Genomic DNA, 21,379 nt, shown 5'->3' on the forward strand with positions numbered 1-21,379 from the left:
GCGCGAGCCGGCTGATGGCCACCAGCGGTCGACCGGCACCGCCGGCGCCGGCGAGGCGCAGCGGCGTCCGGCGCGCGCCAGGGCGGGTCGGTCGGCATGAACCATGTTGCGCTTACCCCTGGACCCTCCCGATGCGAGCACAGAAAGTCTTCCTTACCGGCGCGTCGAGCGGACTCGGCCAGGCCCTGGCGCGCGAGTACGCCTCGCAAGGCGCCATCCTCGGCCTGGTTGGCCGGCGTGAAGAGGCGCTGCGTGAATTCGCGCTCACCCTGCCCAATCCCAATGCGGTGCGCGTCTATGGCGCGGATGTGCGCGATGCCGAGGCCATGCAGCGCGCCGCCCAGGACTTCCTCGATCATTTCGGTTGCCCCGATGTGGTGATCGCCAATGCGGGGGTATCGGTTGGCACCGTTGCCAGCGAGCGCGAGGACCTCGAAGCCTTCCGCATGGTGATGGACACCAACTGGTTCGGCGTGCTCACCACCTTCCAGCCCTTCATGCAGCCCATGCGCGAACGCGATCCCGGCGCCGGCGGCTGGCGCGGCACGCTGGTCGGCATTGCCAGCGTGGCCGGCGTGCGCGGCCTGCCGGGCGGAGGGGCCTACAGCGCCTCCAAGTCCGCCGTGATCAAGCTGCTGGAGAGCCTGCGCCTGGAACAGCGTCGCGAGCGCATCCGCGTGGTCACCATCGCGCCTGGCTACATCCGCACGCCGATGACCGAGCACAATCCCTATCGCATGCCCTTCCTGATGGACGCCGACGTGTTCGCCCGCAAGGCGGTGCGTGCCATTGCCGCAGGGCGCCGCTTTGCCGTGGTGCCCTGGCAGATGGGCGTGGTCGCATCCATCCTGCACCTGATGCCGCGCTGGCTCTACGACGCCATCTTCTCCCGCGCGCCGCGCAAGCCGCGCGCGCAGGGAGGTAGCCAGGACAAGCAGCCATGAGCTGGCAGGACGCAGCCGGCGTCCTGCACCGCCCCGCCACGGGCGAGGTGCGCATTGCCTCGCTGGTGCCGTCCGTTACCGAACTGCTGTTCGCCCTGGGGCTGGGGCCCCTGATGGTGGCGCGCACCGGCTTTTGCATCCATCCCGAACCCGCCGTGCGTGCCGTTGCCAAGGTGGGCGGCACCAAGGACGTCAATCTCGAGCGCCTGCGGGCGTTGGCGCCCACTCACGTAGTGGTCAACATCGACGAGAACCGGCGCGAGACGGTGGACGAGATCCGCGCGTTTGTGCCGCATGTGATCGTCACCCACCCCTGTGCGCCCGCGGACAACCTGGCGCTCTACCGGCTGCTTGGCGGCATCTTCGGCCGCCTTGCCGAAGCGGAATCGCTCTGCGCCGCCATGGCGTCCGAACTGGCGCAGGTAAGTGCCCGGCAGTGGCCCGCGCGCAAGGTCCTGTATGCGATCTGGCAGGACCCGTGGATGACGGTGTCGCGAGAAACCTATATCAGCCAGATGCTGGCGTTGGTGAACTGGCAGACGTGGCCTTCGGCTGACGCCATGCCCCAGGCTTGTGTTGACGGCGAGTGCAGCCGGCCCAATACGCCGCAGACGCGGTATCCGAGCTTCCGGTGGAGCGACGCGCTGGTGCGGGAGATTGACCTTGTCCTGCTCTCCAGCGAGCCCTATCGGTTTACCGAGGCGCATGTCGATGCGCTGGAGCGGCAGATTGGCAAGGAGGTATTGCTGATCGATGGGGAGATGGTTTCCTGGTACGGGAGCCGGGCTGTGGAGGGGGTGAGGTATTTGTCGAGGTTTGCAGGTGGGGTTTAGGGGGTGTGACTGTGACTTCAGCTACAACCGCAACGGCTTAACGTCAAAGGCAAAGGCAAAGGCAAAGGCAGTTTCACCTCCCCTGCGGGGAGGCGACCTACTTTCTTGTCTCGCCAAGAAAGTAGGCAAAGAAGCGACCCGGATGGGGCGACCCCCCCTCGTCGGCAGGCAAAAAGAGCGGCCGGGGGCCAAACTCACATCGCCTTAGGGCGATGCTCAGACATGGCCCCCTCTTTTCCGCTCTTTTTGCCTGCCGACGAGGCGCCCCATAACGGGAGATGAAAACCCAGACGGCTCGCTGCGCATCGCGGGGAGGTGATTGCCGCCTGGGGGCGGAAATCACGTCTACACCGCATGGTGATTTGACGACATCGCTCTCGCGCTGGGTCAGCCGTGTTTCCCGCCTGGGGGCGGGAAACACAGGAGCGCGATGCGAAGCGAGCCGTGAAGGTGTGCCAAGGCCGTATGGGGCGCCTCGGGATTTCACGAAAAGAGCGGAGAAGAGGGACCCATGTCTGAGTATCGCCTTAAGGCGATGCGAGTTTGGGTCCCGGCCGCTCTTTTCGTGAAATCCCGAGGGGGTGTCGCCCCATCCGGCGCGCCTTCTTTGCCTACTTTCTTGGCAAGACAAGAAAGTAGGTCGCCGCGCCGCAGGCGTGGTGAAACTGCAGTTGATGTTGCAGTTAAGCCTTTGAATTTGAAGATAATTTTTCAGTTTCAGCAAGCGGCGCAGCAGCAAAACCCCACCAGTACCCCTTAACCCTTAAACCCGAAACCTAACAACCCCATCCTCCCCAATCTCCCGCCTCACCTCCCCCGCATGCCACAACACATGCAAGTGCGCCAGCGCCTCGCCCATGGCAAACGTCATCTGGTGAATATCAAACTGCCGGTTGAAAATCACGCCAACGATGTCATGCGCATTGCAGGCCTTCTCCACGCAGGCCGCCCGCGTCTCGGCAAGCCGCTCCACATGGTGTTCGCGCAACTGGCGGATCCGGGTATGCAGGTTCCGGAACGGCCGCCCATGCGACGGCAGGATCAGCACGTCCTCGGGCAGCGGCTCGTACTTGCCGAGGGAATCCAGATATAGCTTGAGCGGATTGGCTTCCGGTTCCATGTCGAACACGCTGACATTGGTGGAGATGCGCGGGAGCACCATGTCGCCGGAAATCAGCACATTCAAGGCGGCGTTGTAGAGCGCCACGTGCTCGGGCGCGTGGCCGAAGCCAGTGATCACTCGCCAGCCGGACCTGGCCGGGTCGGTGCCGATATGCACGGTATCGCCGTCCATCATGCGGCGGTACTGGGTGGGCAGGTCGGGCACCAGCGACGGGTAGTAGCTCTTGCGTGCGCGCAGCTTTTCCAGGCTGTCGGGGTCCGTCAGGCCGTGGCGGGCGAAGTGGCTGGCCGCGAAGTCGCCGCCGGCGTTGGAGCCGATGCCGCTGCCGCCGCCCATCACGCGGGCGTTCATGTAGTCGCCCAGGCTCATCCACAGGCGCGCGTCCCAGCGCTTGCACAGCCAGTGCGCCAGCCCGATGTGGTCGGGGTGGCAGTGGGTGGCCAGCACGCGCAGCACGGGCAGGCCTTCGAGTTCGTTGGCGAACACGGTTTCCCAGTGCGCCTTGATGGTGTCGCTGGTGACGCCGCAATCGATGATGGTCCAGCCGTCGCGGCCTTCAAGGCGGTCGCGCACCAGCCACAGGTTGATGTGGTCCAGTGCGAAGGGCAGCGGCATGCGCAGCCAGTAGACGCCTGGCGCTACCTGTTGCCGCGCGCCGCCTTCGGGCAGGGTTTCACCAAACGGGTATTGGAGTTCGTGTTCGAGTGCGTTCATGGGGAGTCTCTCGGGTCTGAAGCCCTGTGCGCGCGGTGCCGCGTGCAGGCGGGCTTTCTCGTTGTCACGGTTGCATATCGCGGTTGCCAGTAGCCTTGCTTGACGCTAACGTTAACGTCAATCGGGGCGGGCTTTTTCCATCTTAAGCGAAAACTTCATTCCATACCGAACGACCGTTCACTTTCTTACCGGGCCACCATGCCAGACTCGCCAGCCACGCCAACCTACACCATCACCGATCTCGCCCGCGAGTTCGACGTGACGCCGCGTGCGATCCGTTTCTATGAGGACCAGGGCTTGCTGTCGCCGGAGCGCGAAGGGCCGACCGGGCGCAAGCGCGTCTATAACGGGCGCGAGCGCACGCGCCTGAAGCTCACCGTGCGGGGCAAGCGGCTTGGACTGACGCTCAACGAAATCCGCGAGATTCTTGATCTGTACGAGTCGCCGCGAGACACCGCGCCGCAGCTGGAGCGCTTCCTGCATTCGCTGGCACATCACCGCGGCACACTGGAGCGCCAGCTCGAGGACTTGCAGGCGCAGCTTGCCGAGATCGATCAGCACGAGCGGCAGTGCCGGGCGTTGCTGGCGACACATGCGTGCGAAGTGCCGCCGGATGTGGCGAAAAGTGCCTGATGAGCCATTACCTGAGTTTGCCCATCTGATTCTATTGACGTTTACGTAAACGTCAATAGAATAGCTTCTCAAACAAGGAAAGCCCATGCCCCAAGCTGTCGATGCCACGCCGTTGTCCGCCGAGCGCGCGGATGCCATTGCCACCAGCTTCTCGCGCCAGGGCCTGATGACCACCTTCGGCGCGGCGCTGACGCGGGTCATGCGGGGCGAGGTGGAGATCGCTATGCCGTGGTCCGAGGGCGTGACCCAGCAGCACGGCTTTTTCCACGGTGGCGCCGTCGGCGCGCTGGCCGACAGCGCCTGCGGCTACGCAGCCCTGTCGGTCGTGGGGGACGGCGAGGCCGGGCTGACCGCCGAGTACAAGATCAACCTGCTCTCACCCGCACAGGGCGAGCGGCTGGTGGCGGTGGGCCGCGTGCTCAAGCCCGGCCGCACCTTGATCGTGGCGCAGGGCGACGTGTATAGCGAGACCGCCGGCGTGCGCAAGGCGGTGGCCACCATGCTGATGACCTTGTGCGTGGTGCGCACGCTGGACCACGTCTGACCACAAACGACAAAGCAGACTCAACGAGCATCCGGTGGGCCGCCTGTGGCGCGACGCCAAGCTGTATGAGATCGGCGCCGGCACGTCGGAAATCCGCCGCATGCTGATCGGCGCGAACGGTTCTCGCAAACCATGTGATGCCGGCGCCGTGCCGCCAGGCGGCAGTGCCAGCCTAAGTGCCCCGCCGCCCACGCCGAATTGACCGAAAGAGCACTCGCCCGGCCGCCGAACCAATTTACAATCTCCGGAAACCCCTCCAGCCTTAGTCACCGGTCTGCGACATGTCCCACTTCCCCAAGCTGCTGTCCTCGCAGATCGCCTACGACGTGGCCCGGACCATGCTGGACGGGTTTGACAAGCATTACCGGCTGTTCCGCGAAGTCAGCCACCTGGCCAAGCTGAAGTTCGAAGCGGCCGACTGGCTCGGCCTGCAGCAACTGCAGCGCGACCGCATCGACTTCTACAACGAGCGGGTGCGCGAAACCAGCGTGATCCTGGAAGACGAATACGACGCGGAAAATATCGAGGACGAGATCTGGCAGCAGATCAAGCTGCACTACATCGGGCTGCTGACCAATCATCACCAGCCCGAACTGGCCGAGACGTTCTTCAACTCGGTGTGCACGCGCATCCTGCACCGCTCGTACTTCAACAACGACTTCATCTTCGTGCGCCCGGCCATCTCGACCGAGTACATCGAGAACGAGGAGTCGCCTACCCGGCCGACCTTTCGCGCCTACTATCCGGGCAGCCGCAAGGGCATGGCGGCGTGCTTCGAACGCATCGTCCATAACTTCCAGCTCGAGCGGCCGTTTGACGATCTCACGCGCGATATCGGCTATGTGGTGCGCGCCGTCACCGAGTATTTCGGCGACTTCCGCACTGCGCCGAATTTCCAGATCCATGTGCTGTCGTCGCTGTTCTTCCGCAACAAGTCGGCGTTCATCATCGGCCGTATCCTCAATGCCGACCGCACCTTCCCGCTGGCGATTCCCATCGTGCACACGCCCGATGGCAAGCTGTCGCTCGATACGGTGCTGCTCAAGAAGGTGCAACTGCTGATCCTGTTCTCCTTCACGCACTCGTATTTCATGGTCGACATGGAGATCCCGTCAGCGTATGTGACCTTCCTGCGCGACATCATGCCGCGCAAGCCGCGCGCGGAGATCTACACCTCGCTGGGCTTGCAGAAGCAGGGCAAGAACCTGTTCTACCGGGACTTCCTGCATCACCTGCAGCATTCATCGGACAAGTTCATCAGCGCACCCGGCATCAAGGGCCTGGTGATGCTGGTGTTCACGCTGCCGTCGTACCCTTACGTGTTCAAGGTGATCAAGGACTATTACCCGGCGCCCAAGGAGACCACGCGCGAGCTGATCAAGTCGAAGTACCAGCTGGTCAAGCAGCATGACCGCGTCGGGCGCATGGCCGATACGCTGGAGTACTCCGACGTGGCCTTCCCGTTGTCGCGCTTCGACGATGGGCTTGTGCGCGAGCTGGAGCTGCATGCGCCGTCGATGATCGAATACCAGCGCGCCAAGGATGGCGGCGAGGAAATTGTCGTGCGCCACGTGTATATTGAGCGCCGCATGACGCCGCTGAACATCTGGCTGCAGGAAGGCTCGGATGCGCAGGTCGAGCACGGCATCATCGAGTACGGCAACGCCATCAAGGAGCTGATCGCCGCCAATATCTTTCCCGGCGACATGCTCTACAAGAACTTCGGCGTGACGCGCCACGGGCGCGTGGTGTTCTACGACTACGACGAGATCGAGTACATGACGGACACCAATGTCCGCCACGTGCCGCAGCCGCGCAATGAGGAGGAGGAGCTATCGGGCGAGGTGTGGTACAGCGTCGGGCGGCACGACATTTTCCCCGAGACCTATCGCACCTTCTTGCTCGGCGACGCGCGCGTGCGTGCTGCCTTCCTGCGGCACCACGAAGATTTTTTCGATCCTGCCATGTGGCAGGCTCACAAGGACCGGCTGCTGGCCGGGCAAATCCATGATTTCTATGCCTATGATGTTTCTGAACGCTTTATCCATCGCTACGGCGCCGGTAGCGGCGACGCCGAAGCGCGCGCGCACGGCAACGATCCCGCGCCCGCAAGGAGAGTCGCATGAGTGACGCCATCGCCCAGCTTTTCCGCAACAACCGCGAGTGGGTGGACCGCGTCAACGCGGAAGACCCGAGCTTCTTCATGCGCCTGGCCAACCAGCAGGCGCCAGAGTACCTGTGGATCGGCTGCTCGGATTCGCGTGTGCCGGCCAACCAGATCCTCGGGCTGGCACCGGGCGAGGTGTTCGTCCACCGCAATATCGCCAACGTCGTCGCCCATAGCGATCTCAACGCACTGGCCGTGATCCAGTTCGCGGTGGAAGTGCTCAAGGTGCGCCACATCACCGTGGTGGGCCACTATGGCTGCGGCGGCGTCAAGGTGGCGCTCAAGCGCCAGCGCATCGGCCTGGCCGACAACTGGCTGCGCCATGTGCGCGACGTGGCCGACAAGCACGGCGCCTACCTTGGCACCATCACCCGCGAGGAAGACGCGCATACGCGCCTGTGCGAGCTCAACGTGATCGAGCAGGTCAACAACGTGTGCCAGACCACGGTGTTGCAGGACGCGTGGGACCGCGGGCAGCAGGTCACGGTGCATGGCTGGGTCTATGGCGTGTCAGACGGCCTGCTGCGCGACCTGGGCATGGCCGCCAGCAGCAACGACGAACTGCACGCACAGCTTGAGGCCGCCTATCGCCAGTTCGGCGATCCGCCGCAAGCGTCGATCCGCTAGGCCAAGTACATAGAGATTCCCGGAAGAGCCAACAATCGCCGCCAGCCAGCGCCCCAATCATTGGAGACACCCCATGCATGATCCCGTAGTCATCGTATCCGCCGCCCGCACCCCGATGGCGGCGTTCCAGGGCGAGTTCGCCACGCTGACGGCGCCGCAGCTTGGCGCCACCGCCATCCGCGCGGCGGTCGAGCGCGCGGGCCTCGCGCCCGAGCAGATCGAGGAAGTGGTGTTCGGCTGCGTGCTGCCCGCGGGCCTGGGCCAGGCGCCCGCCCGGCAGGCCGCGCTGGGCGCTGGCCTGCCGCTTGGCGTGGCTTGCACCACGGTCAACAAGATGTGCGGCTCCGGCATGCGCGCCGCCATGAACGTGCATGACGCGCTGATCGCGGGCGCGTTCGAGATCGGCATCGCCGGCGGCATGGAGAGCATGACCAATGCGCCCTACCTGGTGCCCAAGGGCCGCGGCGGCTACCGCATCGGCCACGGCATGATCTTCGACCACATGATGCTGGACGGTCTGGAAGACGCCTATATCAAGGACGAAAAAGGCGGCGGGCGCTCGATGGGCACCTTCGGCGAGGACTGCGCGGCCAAGTACGATTTCACCCGCGCGGCGCAGGACGAGTTCGCCATGGAGAGCGTGCGGCGCGCCCAGCAGGCCACCGAGCGAGGCGACTTCCGCTGGGAGATCGCGCCGGTGACGGTGCCGGGGCGCGGTGGCGACACCATCATCGACACCGATGAAGGCCCGCGCCGCATCAAGGTCGACAAGATCCCATCGCTCAAGCCCGCTTTTGCCAAGGACGGCACCATCACCGCCGCCTCGTCGTCATCGATCAACGACGGCGCGGCCGCGCTGGTGATGATGCGCGAATCCACCGCCAGGCGGCTCGGCCTGGAACCGCTGGCCCGCCTGCTCGGCCACACCTCGCATGCGCAGGCGCCGGGATGGTTCACCACCGCGCCGGTGGAAGCGATAAGCAAGCTCTACCGCAAGCTCGGCTGGACGACCGACAGCGTCGACCTGTTCGAGATCAACGAAGCGTTCGCCGTGGTGCCGATGGCCGCCATGCACGACCTCAAGATCCCGCGCGACAAGGTCAACATCCACGGCGGCGCCTGCGCGCTGGGCCACCCGATCGGCGCCTCGGGCGCGCGCATCATGGCCACGCTGCTCGGCGCGCTGCGCAAGACCGGCGGCAAGCGCGGCGTGGCCAGCCTGTGCATCGGCGGCGGTGAGGCCACCGCGGTGGGGCTGGAGATCGTCTGAACCCGCGGCATTGACCGCAACAGAGCCGCTGCCGCCACCGCGCGGCAGCCAGGCCGCAATCCATATACAAGAAGGAGTACTGCCTTGCCAACCGCTCTCATCCTTGGTGCCTCGCGTGGCATCGGTCTCGAATTTGTGCGCCAGTACCGTGCCGATGGCTGGCGGGTGCTGGCCGTTGCGCGCAGCGATGACGGCATCAAGGCCATCGAAGCGCTGGGCGCGGAGGCGTTGCGCGCCGACCTGACCGACGCCGGCCAGGTCGCCGGGCTGGGTTGGAAGCTGGACGGCGAGTCCATCGACGTAGCGATCTACAACGCCGGCGTGATCGGCCCGCGCACCGAAGGCGCGCAGCCGGTCACCCGCGAGGACTTCGACAAGGTGATGCACGTCAATGTGCTGGGCCCGATGATGGCGCTGCCGTTGCTGCTGCCGCTGGTCGAGGCCGGGCGTTCGGGCAAGGGCGGTGTGCTGGCGGTGCTGGCCTCGCGCATGGGCAGCATCGGCACCATGGACAGCAACCGCAGCTGGCTCTACCGGGTCAGCAAGGCGGCGGCCAATGCGGCGCTCAAGGCCGCCTCGCTCGACGCGCGCCACGCTACCTGCCTGGCCTTCCACCCGGGCTGGGTGCAGACCGAGATGGGCGGCAAGGAAGCCGACCTCACGCCGCAGCAAAGCGTATCCGGCATGCGCGGCGTGATCGCCGGCGCAACGCGCCAGGATAACGGTAGTTTTCGCAATTACGATGGCAGCGTGATCCCGTGGTGAGCACGGCGTTCGTTGTTCCCGACTCTGCTACCACCTTGGTGAATTGACATGCTGCTCACGCCAGAACAGGAAATGATCCGCGATGCCGTGCGCCAGTTCGCGCAGCAGGAGATCGCGCCGCACGCCGCCGCGTGGGATCGCGACAAGACCTTCCCGCAGGCGGTGCACCGCGAGCTGGCCGCGCTCGGCGCGTACGGCGTGGCCGTGCCCGAGCAATACGGCGGCGCCGGGCTCGACTATCTCTCGCTGGCGCTGATCCTCGAAGAAATCGCCGTCGGCGACGGCGGCACCTCGACCGTCATCAGTGTCAACAATTGCCCGGTGTGCAGCATGTTGATGGCGTTCGCCAACGAGGCGCAGAAGCAGCAGTGGCTGGTGCCTCTCGCGCGCGGCGAGATGCTCGGCGCGTTCTGCCTGACCGAGCCGCACGTGGGCTCGGACGCCGCCGCGCTGCGCACCAGCGCGGTGAGGGATGGCGACGACTACGTGCTCAACGGCGTCAAGCAATTCATCACCAGCGGCAAGAACGCCGACGTGGCCATCGTGCTCGCGGTCACCGACAAGGCGGCGGGCAAGCGCGGCATCAGCGCCTTCCTGGTGCCCACCGCCACGCCCGGCTACATCGTCGCGCGGCTGGAGGAGAAACTCGGCCAGCATTCGTCGGACACCGCGCAGATCCTGTTCGAGGATTGCCGCGTGCCGGCGGCCAATATGCTGGGCGAGGAGGGCGCAGGCTACAAGATGGCGTTATCCGGCCTGGAGGGCGGACGCATCGGCATCGCCTCGCAAAGCATCGGCATGGCGCGCGCGGCGTTCGACGCGGCGCTGGCGTATGCCAAGGAACGCGAGAGCTTCGGCCAGCCGCTGTTTGCGCACCAGGCCGTGCAGTTCCGCCTGGCCGACATGGCGACCAAGATCGAGGTGGCGCGGCAGATGGTGTGGCATGCCGCGTCGCTCAAGGATGCGGGACGGCCTTGCCTGAAAGAGGCCGCCATGGCCAAGCTGTATGCCAGCGAGATGGCCGAGGAGGTCTGCTCGGCCGCCATCCAGGTCTTTGGGGGCTATGGCTATGTCAGCGATTTCCCGGTCGAGCGCATTTACCGGGATGTGCGCGTCTGCCAGATCTATGAGGGCACCAGCGACATCCAGAAGATACTGATCGCCCGGGCGCTGGCCTGAGGGCGGCTCGCGCGCAGCACGGAACCAAGCTGTTTGCGCATTATCGAATCACCGAAGCATTGAACCCAAACGGCCAGACGCCAAAAGCCAGAAGCCAGGAGCCCCCCGACAATGACTGCTGCCATCGATTTCTACTTCGATTTTTCCTCGCCCTACGGCTATTTCGCCAGCACGCGCATCGACGAGCTGGCGCAGAAGTACGGGCGCATCGTCGCCTGGCATCCGATCCTGCTCGGCGTGGTGTTCAAGACCACCGGCAGTTCGCCGCTGCCGCAGGTGCCGCTCAAGGGCGACTACTCCTGGCGCGATTTCGAGCGTACCGCGCGCTTCCACAATATCGAGTACAAGCGTCCGACGCACTTCCCGCTGCCCACCACACAGGCCGCCCGCGCCGTGCTGTGGCTGCAGAACCATCACGGCGACGATATCGCCACCGCGTTTGCCAAGTCGGTCTATCACGCCCTGTTCGTGGATGACATCAACATCGCCGAGCCGGCCGAACTGGTGAAGCTGGCCGAGCCGCTCGGCATCGACGCGCATGCCATGGATGCAGGCGCCAGCAGCTTCCAGATCAAGGACCAGCTCAAGGCCGAGATCGACGTGGCCATGGCCAAGGGCGTGTTCGGCTCGCCCTTTGTGATCATCGACGGCGAGCCGTTCTGGGGCTTCGACCGCTTCGACCAGATCGAGGCACACCTCAAGAGCAAGCGCCCGATGGCGCTGCGTGCCGTGCCGGGCACGGACAGCAATACAAGCCATAGCGACAACAGCGCAGATAACAGCACAGACAGCAGCAAGGAAAAGAAACCCGCATGAATGCCAGCATCAAGCCGATCCGCCATCCCCGTTTCGACTGCGTGATTTTCGATTGCGACGGCGTGCTCGTCGACAGCGAGCCCATCGTCAACCGCGTGCTCAACGAGATGCTCAACGAACTTGGCATCCGCATCTCGATCGAGGAGTCCACCAAGTGGTTTCTCGGCCGCGCGGTGCGCGAAGAGCTCGACAACATCGCCAGCCGGCGTGGCGCGCCGCTGCCGGAAAACTGGCTGTCGGAATGGTTCGTGCGTCGCAACACGGTCCTTGAGGCGGAAGTGCAGGCGGTGCCGCATGTGCGTGAGGCGGTGCGCGCGATTGTCGCGACTGGCTTGCCGGTCTGCGTGGCCTCGGGCGCGGATCGCATCAAGGTCAAGCTGCAGCTGACGCGCACCGGCCTGGTGGAGCTGTTCCGGCAGGACGAGCGCGAGCATATCTTCTCGTCGACCGAGGTCGAGCGCAGCAAGCCGGCGCCCGACGTGTACCTGCTGGCGGCGCGCACCATGGATGTGGAGCCGGCGCGCTGCGTGGTGATCGAGGATAGTCCGACGGGCGTGACCGCAGGCGTTGCCGCGGGCATGACGGTGCTCGGCTACGCTGCGCGCAACGCGGCGCAAACTCTGCTGGCGGCGGGCGCGGTCACTACCTTCACCGATATGCGCGAGCTGCAGGGGCTGATCGGATGAAAGCGCGCGCGTCCGGCGCCGGCACCGGCGGCTGCCCATGCGGCGGGGGCGACTACGCCACCTGCTGCGGGCGCTTTCATCGCGGCGAGGCGCTGCCGTTCAACGCCGAGCAATTGATGCGCTCGCGCTATAGCGCCTATGTGCTGGGCGACGTGGACTGGCTGCGCCATACCTGGCATCCATCTACCTGCCCGGACGACCTTGCCGCGGACACGGGCACGCGCTGGCTCGGGCTCGCGGTCAAGGCGCATGCGCAGCAGGACGAGACGCATGCCCAGGTGGAGTTCGTGGCGCGCTACAAGGTGGGCGGGCGCGCCTGGCGGCTGCACGAGCGCAGCCGCTTTGTACGCGAGCCGCGCAGCGCCGGCGAGGCGCCGCGCTGGCTCTATGTCGATGGCGAAATGCTGGGGGAGACACCATGACGGAATCGATGGCTGCTGCTGCTGCTTCTTCTGCTGCGCGGGACACGGATTACCTGCTGTATGGCTTCGCACAATCCGGCAACACCTACAAGGTGGCCTTGCTGCTGGAAACCGTCGGCGTGCAGCGTGGCCGCAAGCTGTGGACGCCGCGCTTCGTCGACTACTTCAACGGCGAGACGCATACGCCCGAGTACCGTGCCATCAACGAAATGGGCGAGGCGCCGGTACTGGAGTTCGATGGGCAGCGGTTGTCGCAATCGGGCGCCATCCTGGACCTGCTCGCGCAGCGCCTCGACATCTACGGGCCTGCCAGCGAGGCCGAACGCTCCGAGGTCTTGCGCTGGCTGCTGTTCGACAACCACAAGTTCACGTCGTACACCGCAACCTATCGCTTCCTGCGCACCTTCACCAAGGCACCGGACCCGGCAGTGCTGCAGTTCCTGAGGCAGCGCTGCGAGGGCGCGTGGAACGTGCTCAACGCGCATTTGTCCGGGCGAGCCTACGTGCTGGGCGAGCGCCTGACCATCGCGGATTTCTCGCTGGCCGGCTACGTGTTCTACGACGACGAGATCGGCGTGCACTGGCGCAAGGAGTATCCGCAACTCCACGCCTGGACCGAGCGCTTGCGTGCGCTGCCGGGCTGGCGCCATCCGTACGACCTGCTGCCGGGGCATCCGTTGCCCAAGCGCACGGCCTGAGGCGGCGGGCAGCAGGCAGGCGGCGCCTCGCGCGGCAGGGGCAACCAAAGGAGCAGGCAAATCATGAGGTGGATGCAACGACTGGCCCTGGCCCTGCTGCTGACCCTGCCAATCGCCGGGGCGATGGCGCGGGCGCCCTCCGCGAATCAGGCCACGCAGGCACCAGAGACGACGATCACTGCCATCATCCCCGGATCGTCGGAGCAGGTCGCCATGGTTCCCAAGCCCGGCGTCATGTTCTCGCTGGAGCTGGAAACCACCATCTTCAAGCCACCCGGAGACGGCCCGTTTCCGCTGGTCGTGATCAATCACGGCAAGGCGCCGGGCAAGCCTGCCTTCCAGTCGCGCGCACGCTACCTCGCGCAGAGCGCGGAATTCGTCAAGCGCGGCTACGTTGTGGCGTTGCCGATGCGTCAGGGCTTTTCCAAATCCGGCGGCGCCTATATCGGCGGCGGCTGCAATGTCGAGAGCAACGGCCTGGTGCAGGCCGAGGACGTGGTGGCCACGCTCGAATACATGGTCAAGCAGCCTTATGTGGACAAATCGCGCATCGTCGTGATTGGCCAGTCGCATGGCGGGCTGACCACCATGGCATTCAGCACCATCGCCTATCCGGGCGTGCTGGGCGTGATCAATTTTGCCGGCGGCCTGCGCGATGAGTCTTGCAGCCGCTGGGAATTCAACCTGGTGGACGCGTTCGGCGACTACGGCAAAAAGGCGCGCTATCCCTCGCTGTGGCTGTATGGCGATAACGACAGCTACTGGCCGCAGCCCCTGCCGGCAAAATTCTTCGAGGCCTATACCGCGCAGGCGCATGGCCCTGCCGCCAATGCCCGTATGGTGGACTACGGCACATTCGCGGGCGACTCCCATACGCTGTTCGGCGCGCGCGCGGGCGTGCCGATCTGGCTGCCGGAGGTCGAGCGGTTCTTCAAGGAGATCGGGCTTTCGTTCGATCCGCAGCCATGATGCGTGATTTTTTTCGATAGACGGATGGAATCGCGCGCCGCATCCGGCTGCGCAGGGTGGAGATAGGCGCACGCAAGCGTCGGGATAAGAGGTGCTTAGATACTTCTTCGTGCTTTGTCGCTCAACGTGGTGCCAACGTGTAAATCCGGTGCTGTTTGCCAACTCACCAGGTAGCTCCCTACCATGACTCTCCCCAACCCGCACGCAAGTGCCGCCACGCCAGGCTTCGCCTGCCTGGGCCGGCCAGCGCGCGGTCAACAAAGGAGGGTTTCCTTGGAAGACCAGTCCAATTCCGCGTCCCCGGCGCCGAGCGCGCATCTTGCCCAGCCCACGCTCGGCGAGCGCAGCTTGCGCGCGGTATGGCATCCGTGCACGCCGCTGCGGCCCGATGCCGGCGAGCCGCCGCTCGCCATCGCGCGCGGCGAGGGCCCCTGGCTGCACGACACCGACGGCCAGCGCTATTTCGACGCCACCAGCTCCTGGTGGGTCAATCTGTTTGGCCACGCCAACCCGGACATCAACGCCGCGCTGCGCGAGCAGCTCGACACGCTTGAGCACGTGATGCTGGCCGGCTGCACGCATGCGCCGGCGGTGGAGCTTGCCGAGCGCTTGTCCGCGCTGACCGGCGGCGCGCTCGGCCATGTGTTCTATGCCAGCGACGGCGCGTCCGCCGTGGAGATCGCGCTGAAGATGAGCTTCCACTACTGGCGCAACACCGGCCTGGGCGGCAAGCGCGAATTCGTCTGCCTGCGCCACGGCTACCACGGCGAGACCGTGGGCGCGCTGGCGGTGACCGACGTGGCGATCTTCCGCGATGCCTACGATCCGATGCTGATGAGCTCGCACGTGGTGATGGCGCCGGATGCGCGCCAGGCCGCGCCGGGCGAGAGCGCCGCGCAGGTTGCGCAGCGCGCGCTGGATGCGCTGGAGGCGCTGCTGCAGGCGCGCGGCGGCCAGATTGCGGCGCTCATCATCGAGCCGCTGGTGCAGTGTGCCGCGGGCATGGCCATGCATGATCCGCTATACCTGGAAGGCGTGCGCGCGCTGTGCGACCGCTACCGCGTGCACCTGATCGCCGACGAGATCGCGGTGGGATGCGGGCGCACCGGCACCTTTTTCGCGTGGGAGCAGGCACGTGGCGCGGCTGAGCCCGGCGCACCGCTGCCGGCGCACTTGTGGCCGGATTTCCTGTGCTTGTCCAAGGGCATCAGCGGCGGCTACCTGCCGCTCTCGCTGGTGCTGTCGCGCAGCGCGATCCAGCAGGCCTTCGTGGCCGAAGCGCGCGACCCGGACCGCGCCCGCAGCTTCCTGCACTCGCATTCCTACACCGGCAACCCGCTGGCCTGCCGCGCCGCGCTGGCCACGCTCGACCTGTTCGCCAAGCAAGACGTGGTGGTGCAGAACCGCCAGCGCGCGCAGTGGCTCACGCAAGCCATGGCGGGGTTGGCGGCGGATGCCCGGCTGCATCACGTACGCCAGCGCGGCCTGATCTGGGCCGCCGATGTGCGCGAGGAATACGCGGCCGACGCGGGCGAATTCGCCGCGCGCTTCCATCATGCCGCGCGCAAGCACGGCGTGCTGATCCGGCCGATCGGCCGCACGCTTTACATCATGCCCCCGTTCGTGTTCGACGCGGCGCTTGCGCAATGGCTGGCAGGCCAGCTGCAAGCCACGCTCGACACGGTACTCGCCGGCATGGACCAGAACGATAGCGCTGGCAACGGTACCGGCGCACCCACGGAGATACGCGATGCTGCTTGAGCACTTGACCCTGGCCGCCGCCGAGCGCGACGAAAAGGCACTGACGCGGCGCCGCCGCACCGCGTACTCTGCCTGCGCGCCGCAGCAAGCCGTGAGCGATGCCTGCGGCGGCGAGATGCACTCGTTGCTGACGTTCTGCAGCAACGACTACCTGGGCCTGGCCAACCATCCCGCGCTGATCGAGGCGATGGCCGAGGGCGCGCGCCAGTTCGGCGCGGGCAGCGGGGCCTCCCACCTGGTGAGCGGCCATTCGCTGGCCCACCACCGGCTTGAAGGGGAACTGGCGGCGTGGTTCGCGCCGAACATTCCGCACGCGGCCGCGCTCTACTTCAGCACCGGCTATATGGCCAACATGGCTGTGCTGACCGCGCTGGGCAGCGCCGATGCCACGCTCTTTTGCGAAGCGCTCAACCATGCCTCGCTGATCGACGGCGCGCGCCTGGCGCGGGCCGAGGTCCGCCGCTACGCGCATCGCAACATGGCCGAGCTCGAGGGTTTGCTGGCCGCCAGCACCAGCCCGCTCAAGCTGATCGTCACCGACAGCGTGTTCAGCATGGACGGCGACTTTGCGCCGCTGGCCGAGCTGCTGACGCTGGCCGAGCGGCACGATGCCTGGATCATCCTGGATGACGCGCATGGCTTCGGCGTGCTGGGCGAGCAAGGCCACGGCGTGCTGGAGCACCTCGCGCTGACGTCGCCGCGCTTTATCTATATCGGCACGCTGGGCAAGGCCGCCGGCGTGGCGGGCGCGTTCGTGGCCGCGCACGAGACCATCATCGATCATCTCGTCAACACCGCGCGGCAGTACATCTACACCACGGCCTCGCCGCCGGCGGTGGCGCACGCCTTGTCCGCCAGCCTGGCGTTGATCGCCGGTGACGAAGGGCGGCAACGCCGCGCGCAGCTGGACAAGCTGATCCATACGCTGCGCGGCGGCCTGGCTGGCCTGACGCGGGCGGCTGGCTGGCGCCTGGGCGAGAGCGCGACGGCGATCCAGCCCGTGATCGTGGGCGACAACGTGGCGGCGCTGGCACTGTCCGCGGCGTTGGAGGCTGACGGCATCCGCGTTGGCGCGATCCGCCCGCCCACCGTGCCCGTGGGTACCGCGCGCCTGCGCATCACGCTGTCGGCCTCGCATACCGTGGCCGATGTCGAGCGCCTGCTGGCCAGCCTGGCCAGTGTGGTGCCGCGCAAGGAGGCGTCATGATCGCCTGCTTTGTCACGGGCACCGACACCGGCATCGGCAAGACGCACGCCAGCGCCACCCTGCTGCACGCGCTGCGCGCCGCCGGCCACCTGGCCGTTGGCATGAAGCCGGTGGCAAGCGGCAGCGAATGGCGCGATGACCATTGGCACAACGATGACGTGGCGCAGCTGCGCGCCGCCAGCGCCGTGACCGTTGCGCAGGCGCAGACGTGCCCGTTCTTGCTGCGCACGCCGGCTTCGCCGCACCTGGCCGCCGCCATCGAGGGCGTGCGCATCACGCGCGAGCCGATCCGCGCCGCGTTTGACGCGCTGCAGGCGCGGGCCGGCGCGGTGGTGGTGGAAGGCGTCGGCGGCTTTTGCGTGCCGCTGGACGGCGCGCCGCGCGACCAAGGCGGCTGGGACACGGCCGACCTCGCCGTGATGCTCGGCCTGCCGGTGGTGCTGGTGGTCGGCATCCGCCTGGGCTGCATCAGCCACGCCCTGCTCACCGCCGAAGCCGTGCGCGCGCGCGGGCTGCACCTGGCCGGCTGGATCGCCAACCGCATCGATCCCGGCATGCAGCTCGCCGACGAGAACATCGACACGCTGCGCGCGGCGCTGGGCGCGCCCTGGCTCGGTACGCTGCCGTGGCAGGTCGCGCCGGCCGAAGCCGCCTGCCAGCTCGCGCTGGCGCCGCTGCTTGCCGCTTGCCATGCCGCAGGCGATGGTGTCGCCGCCTGAGCGCGCACCGGACCAAGACTGAAAACACTGAACGAATTACCGGAACAGATCGCAAACATGACCGCAACCACCCACGCCGGCGAAACCGTCGCCACCATTTCCGCCGACACCCTGCGCCAGACCGCCCGCCGCTTTACCGAGTCTGCCCCCGCCACCAAGCCGGGCGATTGGACCGTCGCCGAGGTCGCCGCGCTGTATGCGCTGCCGTTCAACGATCTGCTGTTCCGCGCCCAGCAGGTGCACCGCGAGCATTTCGATGCCAACGCCGTGCAGCTCTCGACGCTGCTGTCGATCAAGACCGGCGGCTGCGAAGAGGATTGCGGCTATTGCCCGCAGAGCGCGCACCATGATGCCGGCGTCACCGCGGGCAAGCTGATGGCGCTCGACGAGGTGCTGGAAGCCGCGCGCGCCGCCAAGGCCAGCGGCGCTGGCCGCTTCTGCATGGGCGCCGCCTGGCGCAGCCCGAAGGACCGCCACCTTGAGCCGGTCATCGAAATGGTGAAAGAGGTCAAGGCCATGGGCCTGGAGACCTGCGTCACGCTGGGCATGCTGGAGGCCGAGCAGGCGCAGCGCCTGAAGGACGCGGGGCTGGACTACTACAACCACAACCTCGATACCTCGCCCGAGTTCTACGGCGAGATCATCGGCACCCGCACCTACCAGGACCGCCTGGACACCATCGGCCATGTGCGCGGGGCCGGCATCAACGTGTGCAGCGGCGGCATCGTCGGCATGGGCGAATCGCGCGAGGCGCGCGCCGGGCTGATCGCGCAGCTCGCCAACCTCGACCCGTATCCCGAGTCGGTGCCCATCAACAACCTGGTGGCGGTCAAGGGCACGCCGCTGGCCGACACCGCGCCGATCGACCCGTTCGAGTTCGTGCGCACCATCGCGGTGGCGCGCATCACCATGCCCGGCGCCATGGTGCGCCTGTCCGCCGGCCGCGAGACCATGGACGACGCGCTGCAGGCCCTGTGCTTCATGGCTGGCGCCAATTCCATCTTCTACGGCGACCGCCTGCTGACCACCGCCAACCCACAGGCCGATCGCGATCGCGCGCTGCTGGCACGGCTGGATATCCGCACCGAGGGCTACGCAGGGTAAGCTGGCGGCAATGGCGGCGGCCAAGGGCCCATGGTCAATGGCCGCCGTCCCCGCAACCACACTGGCTGCGGGCAGAGGTTCATCAGGGGAGGGCGCCATGTTCAACAAGATCCTGATCGCCAATCGCGGCGAAATCGCCTGCCGCGTGGCAGCCACCTGCCGCCGCCTGGGCATCCGCACGGTAGCCGTCTACTCCGACGCCGACGCCAACGCGCGCCACGTGGCGCTGTGCGACGAGGCCGTGCATATTGGCGGCGCGGCAGCGCGCGACAGCTACCTGCGCGGCGACCACATCATCGAGATGGCCAAGGCCACCGGCGCGCAGGCCATCCATCCCGGCTACGGCTTCCTTTCCGAGAACGACGGCTTCGCGCAAGCTTGCGCCGAAGCCGGCCTCGTCTTTATCGGGCCGCCGGCATCCAGCATCCGCGCCATGGGCAGCAAGAGCGCGGCCAAGCGCCTGATGGAGGCGGCCGCGGTGCCGCTGGTGCCCGGCTACCACGGCGAGAATCAGGATGCCGCCCTGCTGCGCCGCGAAGCCGACCGCATCGGCTACCCCGTGCTGCTCAAGGCCAGCGCCGGCGGCGGCGGCAAAGGCATGCGCGTGGTGGAAGCCAGCGAAGGCTTCGAAGCCGCACTGGCGTCCGTGCAGCGCGAGGCCAGCGCCAGCTTCGGCGACGACCGCGTGCTGGTCGAAAAATACCTGACCCGCCCCCGCCATATCGAAATCCAGGTCTTTGCCGACACGCACGGCAACTGCGTCTACCTGTTCGAGCGCGACTGCTCGGTGCAGCGCCGCCACCAGAAGGTGCTGGAAGAAGCGCCGGCCCCCGGCATGAGCGAGGAACGCCGGCGCGCGATGGGCGAAGCCGCCGTTGCCGCGGCTCAGGCCGTGGGCTACGTCGGCGCCGGCACGGTGGAGTTCATCGCCAACCAGGACGGCTCGTTCTACTTCATGGAGATGAACACCCGCCTGCAGGTGGAGCACCCGGTCACCGAGATGATCACCGGGCAGGACCTGGTGGAGTGGCAACTGCGTGTGGCCTCGGGCGAGCCGTTGCCGCTCAGGCAAGATCAGCTCCAAATCCACGGCCACGCACTGGAAGCCCGCGTCTACGCCGAAAACCCCGACAAGGGCTTCCTGCCTTCCACCGGCACACTGCGCTACCTGCGCACACCGGCAGCGGTCACGTTCGCGCTGGGCCAGGACGGCAACGGCCCGGCTGGCGTGCGCATCGACTCCGGCGTGCGCGAGGGCGACACCATCAGCCCGTATTACGACCCCATGATCGCCAAGCTGATCGTGTGGGGCCGCGACCGCGAGGAGGCGCTGGCGCGCATGGCGCAGGCGCTGGCCGAATACCGTGTGGTGGGCCTGTCCACCAATGTGGCTTTCCTGCGGCGGCTGGTGACCTCGCAGGCGTTCCGCTCGGCGGATCTCGACACCGGCCTGATCGAGCGCAATCAGGCGGCATTGTTCCCACCGCCTGCGCCTGTGGGCATGGAAGTGATCGCGCTGGCGGTGGCGGCGCTGCTGGATGCGCAAGCCCGCGCGCGCCGCGTGGACCCGGCCGATGCGCACTCACCCTGGCAGCATGCCGGCGCATGGCGGTTGAATGGCGGGGAGCGGCGCGCCCTGCGTTTCTCGGTGGGCGGCCCGGCGGGCGGCCACATCGCCGATGTGACGCTCGCCACCGATGCGCGCGGCAGCACGCTGTTCTTCGCCGACCAGGCCGCGCCGTTCCGGGCGCAGTGCGCGGCGGACGATATTCGTGTCGATCTCGGCACGCGGCGCGCCCGTGGGCAGGTCCACGCGGAAGGTGATACCTTCCATGTATTCAGCGGCTACCGCCATGTGGCCCTCACCTGGATCGACCCGCTCGCGCATGCCGCCGAGGGCGAAGGCGAGGGCGGCAAGCTCACCGCGCCCATGCCCGGCAAGGTCATCGCGGTCATGGTCCAGGCCGGCAGCCGGGTCGCGCGCGGCGCGCCGCTGCTGGTGATGGAGGCCATGAAGATGGAGCACACCATCAGTGCGCCGGCCGACGGCGTGGTGGGCGAGGTGCTGTATGGCGTGGGCGAGCAGGTCGGCGAGGGCGCGCAACTGCTGTCTTTCGATGCCGGCAACGGCTGAGCCGCCCTTTCAGGCGGAGCCCGCCGCAAGAAAACCGCAGGCCGCGCCCAGCCTCTGCGAAAAT

General features: G+C 66.8%; 20 protein-coding genes and 1 pseudogene. 20 read left to right on the top strand and 1 reads right to left on the bottom strand.

All coding sequences use genetic code 11. From position 1 onward, the window contains the following. Window positions 1-131 precede the first annotated feature (131 nt). Together F7R26_RS01025 and F7R26_RS01030 are read left to right on the top strand one after the other, a co-directional pair. Window positions 132-944 (top strand): SDR family oxidoreductase, encoded by an 813-nt coding sequence (locus tag F7R26_RS01025; protein WP_150992513.1) that lies wholly within the window; start codon window positions 132-134, stop codon window positions 942-944. Continuing rightward, on the top strand, window positions 941-1,777 hold the full coding sequence (locus F7R26_RS01030) for a helical backbone metal receptor (protein WP_150992511.1): 837 nt from the start codon (window positions 941-943) through the stop codon (window positions 1,775-1,777). The genes F7R26_RS01025 and F7R26_RS01030 overlap by 4 nt, the downstream gene beginning before the upstream one ends. Before the next feature lie 763 nt (window positions 1,778-2,540). On the opposite strand, the gene F7R26_RS01035 is transcribed toward F7R26_RS01030, so the two are convergent. Next, a complete protein-coding gene (locus F7R26_RS01035; protein WP_150992509.1) occupies window positions 2,541-3,614 on the bottom strand; it encodes an MBL fold metallo-hydrolase in 1,074 nt (357 codons plus the stop codon). A 198-nt stretch (window positions 3,615-3,812) separates the two neighbouring features. On the opposite strand from F7R26_RS01035, the gene F7R26_RS01040 reads away from it, so the two are divergent. The 18 genes and pseudogenes from F7R26_RS01040 (at window position 3,813) to F7R26_RS01125 (ending at window position 21,315) form a co-directional block, all read left to right on the top strand. Continuing rightward, window positions 3,813-4,247 carry a MerR family transcriptional regulator gene (locus tag F7R26_RS01040; protein WP_150992507.1) on the top strand — a complete coding sequence of 145 codons (435 nt, stop codon included), beginning with the start codon at window positions 3,813-3,815 and terminating at the stop codon, window positions 4,245-4,247. An 85-nt stretch (window positions 4,248-4,332) separates the two neighbouring features. Then, complete coding sequence (locus F7R26_RS01045; RefSeq protein ID WP_150992505.1) at window positions 4,333-4,791, top strand: PaaI family thioesterase; 459 nt, start codon at window positions 4,333-4,335, stop codon at window positions 4,789-4,791. Window positions 4,792-4,810: 19 nt separating this feature from the next. Next, window positions 4,811-4,929 (top strand): annotated as a pseudogene (locus F7R26_RS01050) (acyl-CoA dehydrogenase family protein); the annotation flags it as partial. Between the two features lie 143 nt (window positions 4,930-5,072). Then, on the top strand, window positions 5,073-6,917 hold the full coding sequence (gene aceK / locus F7R26_RS01055) for a bifunctional isocitrate dehydrogenase kinase/phosphatase (protein ID WP_150992503.1): 1,845 nt from the start codon (window positions 5,073-5,075) through the stop codon (window positions 6,915-6,917). Next, window positions 6,914-7,585: a carbonate dehydratase gene (gene can, locus F7R26_RS01060; RefSeq protein WP_150992501.1), complete on the top strand. Its 672-nt coding sequence runs from the start codon at window positions 6,914-6,916 to the stop codon at window positions 7,583-7,585. Before aceK ends, can begins: the two co-directional genes overlap by 4 nt. A 73-nt stretch (window positions 7,586-7,658) precedes the next feature. After that, window positions 7,659-8,855 (top strand): acetyl-CoA C-acetyltransferase, encoded by a 1,197-nt coding sequence (locus tag F7R26_RS01065; RefSeq protein WP_150992500.1) that lies wholly within the window; start codon window positions 7,659-7,661, stop codon window positions 8,853-8,855. An 84-nt stretch (window positions 8,856-8,939) separates the two neighbouring features. Next, complete coding sequence (locus F7R26_RS01070; protein ID WP_150992498.1) at window positions 8,940-9,620, top strand: SDR family oxidoreductase; 681 nt, start codon at window positions 8,940-8,942, stop codon at window positions 9,618-9,620. A 48-nt stretch (window positions 9,621-9,668) separates the two neighbouring features. Beyond that, window positions 9,669-10,799, top strand: coding sequence for an acyl-CoA dehydrogenase family protein (locus tag F7R26_RS01075; RefSeq protein WP_150992496.1), 1,131 nt, complete (start codon window positions 9,669-9,671; stop codon window positions 10,797-10,799). Window positions 10,800-10,910: 111 nt separating this feature from the next. Next, the gene (locus F7R26_RS01080) at window positions 10,911-11,615 is read left to right on the top strand and encodes a 2-hydroxychromene-2-carboxylate isomerase (RefSeq protein ID WP_150992494.1); all 705 of its coding nucleotides are present in this window, start codon (window positions 10,911-10,913) and stop codon (window positions 11,613-11,615) included. Continuing rightward, on the top strand, window positions 11,612-12,301 hold the full coding sequence (locus tag F7R26_RS01085) for an HAD family hydrolase (RefSeq protein WP_150992492.1): 690 nt from the start codon (window positions 11,612-11,614) through the stop codon (window positions 12,299-12,301). The genes F7R26_RS01080 and F7R26_RS01085 overlap by 4 nt, the downstream gene beginning before the upstream one ends. Then, window positions 12,298-12,723, top strand: a complete 426-nt coding sequence (locus F7R26_RS01090) for a YchJ family metal-binding protein (protein ID WP_150992490.1) — start codon at window positions 12,298-12,300, stop codon at window positions 12,721-12,723. The genes F7R26_RS01085 and F7R26_RS01090 overlap by 4 nt, the downstream gene beginning before the upstream one ends. Then, window positions 12,720-13,421 carry a glutathione S-transferase family protein gene (locus F7R26_RS01095; RefSeq protein ID WP_150992488.1) on the top strand — a complete coding sequence of 234 codons (702 nt, stop codon included), beginning with the start codon at window positions 12,720-12,722 and terminating at the stop codon, window positions 13,419-13,421. Before F7R26_RS01090 ends, F7R26_RS01095 begins: the two co-directional genes overlap by 4 nt. Before the next feature lie 63 nt (window positions 13,422-13,484). Then, a complete protein-coding gene (locus tag F7R26_RS01100) occupies window positions 13,485-14,390 on the top strand; it encodes a dienelactone hydrolase family protein (RefSeq protein WP_150992486.1) in 906 nt (301 codons plus the stop codon). 273 nt (window positions 14,391-14,663) lie between these two features. Continuing rightward, entirely contained in the window at window positions 14,664-16,151 is a 1,488-nt protein-coding gene (bioA, locus tag F7R26_RS01105) for an adenosylmethionine--8-amino-7-oxononanoate transaminase (RefSeq protein WP_150992484.1), read from the top strand. Further along, the gene (bioF, locus tag F7R26_RS01110) at window positions 16,141-17,358 is read left to right on the top strand and encodes an 8-amino-7-oxononanoate synthase (RefSeq protein WP_150992482.1); all 1,218 of its coding nucleotides are present in this window, start codon (window positions 16,141-16,143) and stop codon (window positions 17,356-17,358) included. Before bioA ends, bioF begins: the two co-directional genes overlap by 11 nt. Further along, window positions 17,355-18,077 carry a dethiobiotin synthase gene (gene bioD, locus F7R26_RS01115; RefSeq protein WP_150992480.1) on the top strand — a complete coding sequence of 241 codons (723 nt, stop codon included), beginning with the start codon at window positions 17,355-17,357 and terminating at the stop codon, window positions 18,075-18,077. Before bioF ends, bioD begins: the two co-directional genes overlap by 4 nt. Before the next feature lie 57 nt (window positions 18,078-18,134). After that, on the top strand, window positions 18,135-19,181 hold the full coding sequence (gene bioB / locus F7R26_RS01120; protein WP_150992478.1) for a biotin synthase BioB: 1,047 nt from the start codon (window positions 18,135-18,137) through the stop codon (window positions 19,179-19,181). 97 nt (window positions 19,182-19,278) lie between these two features. Further along, entirely contained in the window at window positions 19,279-21,315 is a 2,037-nt protein-coding gene (locus F7R26_RS01125) for an acetyl/propionyl/methylcrotonyl-CoA carboxylase subunit alpha (protein ID WP_193692110.1), read from the top strand. Window positions 21,316-21,379: the final 64 nt, after the last annotated feature.

Origin of the sequence: Cupriavidus basilensis, assembly GCF_008801925.2 — a bacterium.
Lineage (GTDB): Bacteria > Pseudomonadota > Gammaproteobacteria > Burkholderiales > Burkholderiaceae > Cupriavidus > Cupriavidus basilensis.

Coding starts and splice junctions, on each gene's coding strand:
- F7R26_RS01025 (WP_150992513.1), top strand. CDS start 132: ATGCGAGCACAGAAAGTCTTCCTTACCGGCGCGTCGAGCGGACTCGGC.
- F7R26_RS01030 (WP_150992511.1), top strand. CDS start 941: ATGAGCTGGCAGGACGCAGCCGGCGTCCTGCACCGCCCCGCCACGGGC.
- F7R26_RS01035 (WP_150992509.1), bottom strand. CDS start 3,614: ATGAACGCACTCGAACACGAACTCCAATACCCGTTTGGTGAAACCCTG.
- F7R26_RS01040 (WP_150992507.1), top strand. CDS start 3,813: ATGCCAGACTCGCCAGCCACGCCAACCTACACCATCACCGATCTCGCC.
- F7R26_RS01045 (WP_150992505.1), top strand. CDS start 4,333: ATGCCCCAAGCTGTCGATGCCACGCCGTTGTCCGCCGAGCGCGCGGAT.
- aceK (WP_150992503.1), top strand. CDS start 5,073: ATGTCCCACTTCCCCAAGCTGCTGTCCTCGCAGATCGCCTACGACGTG.
- can (WP_150992501.1), top strand. CDS start 6,914: ATGAGTGACGCCATCGCCCAGCTTTTCCGCAACAACCGCGAGTGGGTG.
- F7R26_RS01065 (WP_150992500.1), top strand. CDS start 7,659: ATGCATGATCCCGTAGTCATCGTATCCGCCGCCCGCACCCCGATGGCG.
- F7R26_RS01075 (WP_150992496.1), top strand. CDS start 9,669: ATGCTGCTCACGCCAGAACAGGAAATGATCCGCGATGCCGTGCGCCAG.
- F7R26_RS01080 (WP_150992494.1), top strand. CDS start 10,911: ATGACTGCTGCCATCGATTTCTACTTCGATTTTTCCTCGCCCTACGGC.
- F7R26_RS01085 (WP_150992492.1), top strand. CDS start 11,612: ATGAATGCCAGCATCAAGCCGATCCGCCATCCCCGTTTCGACTGCGTG.
- F7R26_RS01090 (WP_150992490.1), top strand. CDS start 12,298: ATGAAAGCGCGCGCGTCCGGCGCCGGCACCGGCGGCTGCCCATGCGGC.
- F7R26_RS01095 (WP_150992488.1), top strand. CDS start 12,720: ATGACGGAATCGATGGCTGCTGCTGCTGCTTCTTCTGCTGCGCGGGAC.
- F7R26_RS01100 (WP_150992486.1), top strand. CDS start 13,485: ATGAGGTGGATGCAACGACTGGCCCTGGCCCTGCTGCTGACCCTGCCA.
- bioF (WP_150992482.1), top strand. CDS start 16,141: ATGCTGCTTGAGCACTTGACCCTGGCCGCCGCCGAGCGCGACGAAAAG.
- bioD (WP_150992480.1), top strand. CDS start 17,355: ATGATCGCCTGCTTTGTCACGGGCACCGACACCGGCATCGGCAAGACG.
- bioB (WP_150992478.1), top strand. CDS start 18,135: ATGACCGCAACCACCCACGCCGGCGAAACCGTCGCCACCATTTCCGCC.
- F7R26_RS01125 (WP_193692110.1), top strand. CDS start 19,279: ATGTTCAACAAGATCCTGATCGCCAATCGCGGCGAAATCGCCTGCCGC.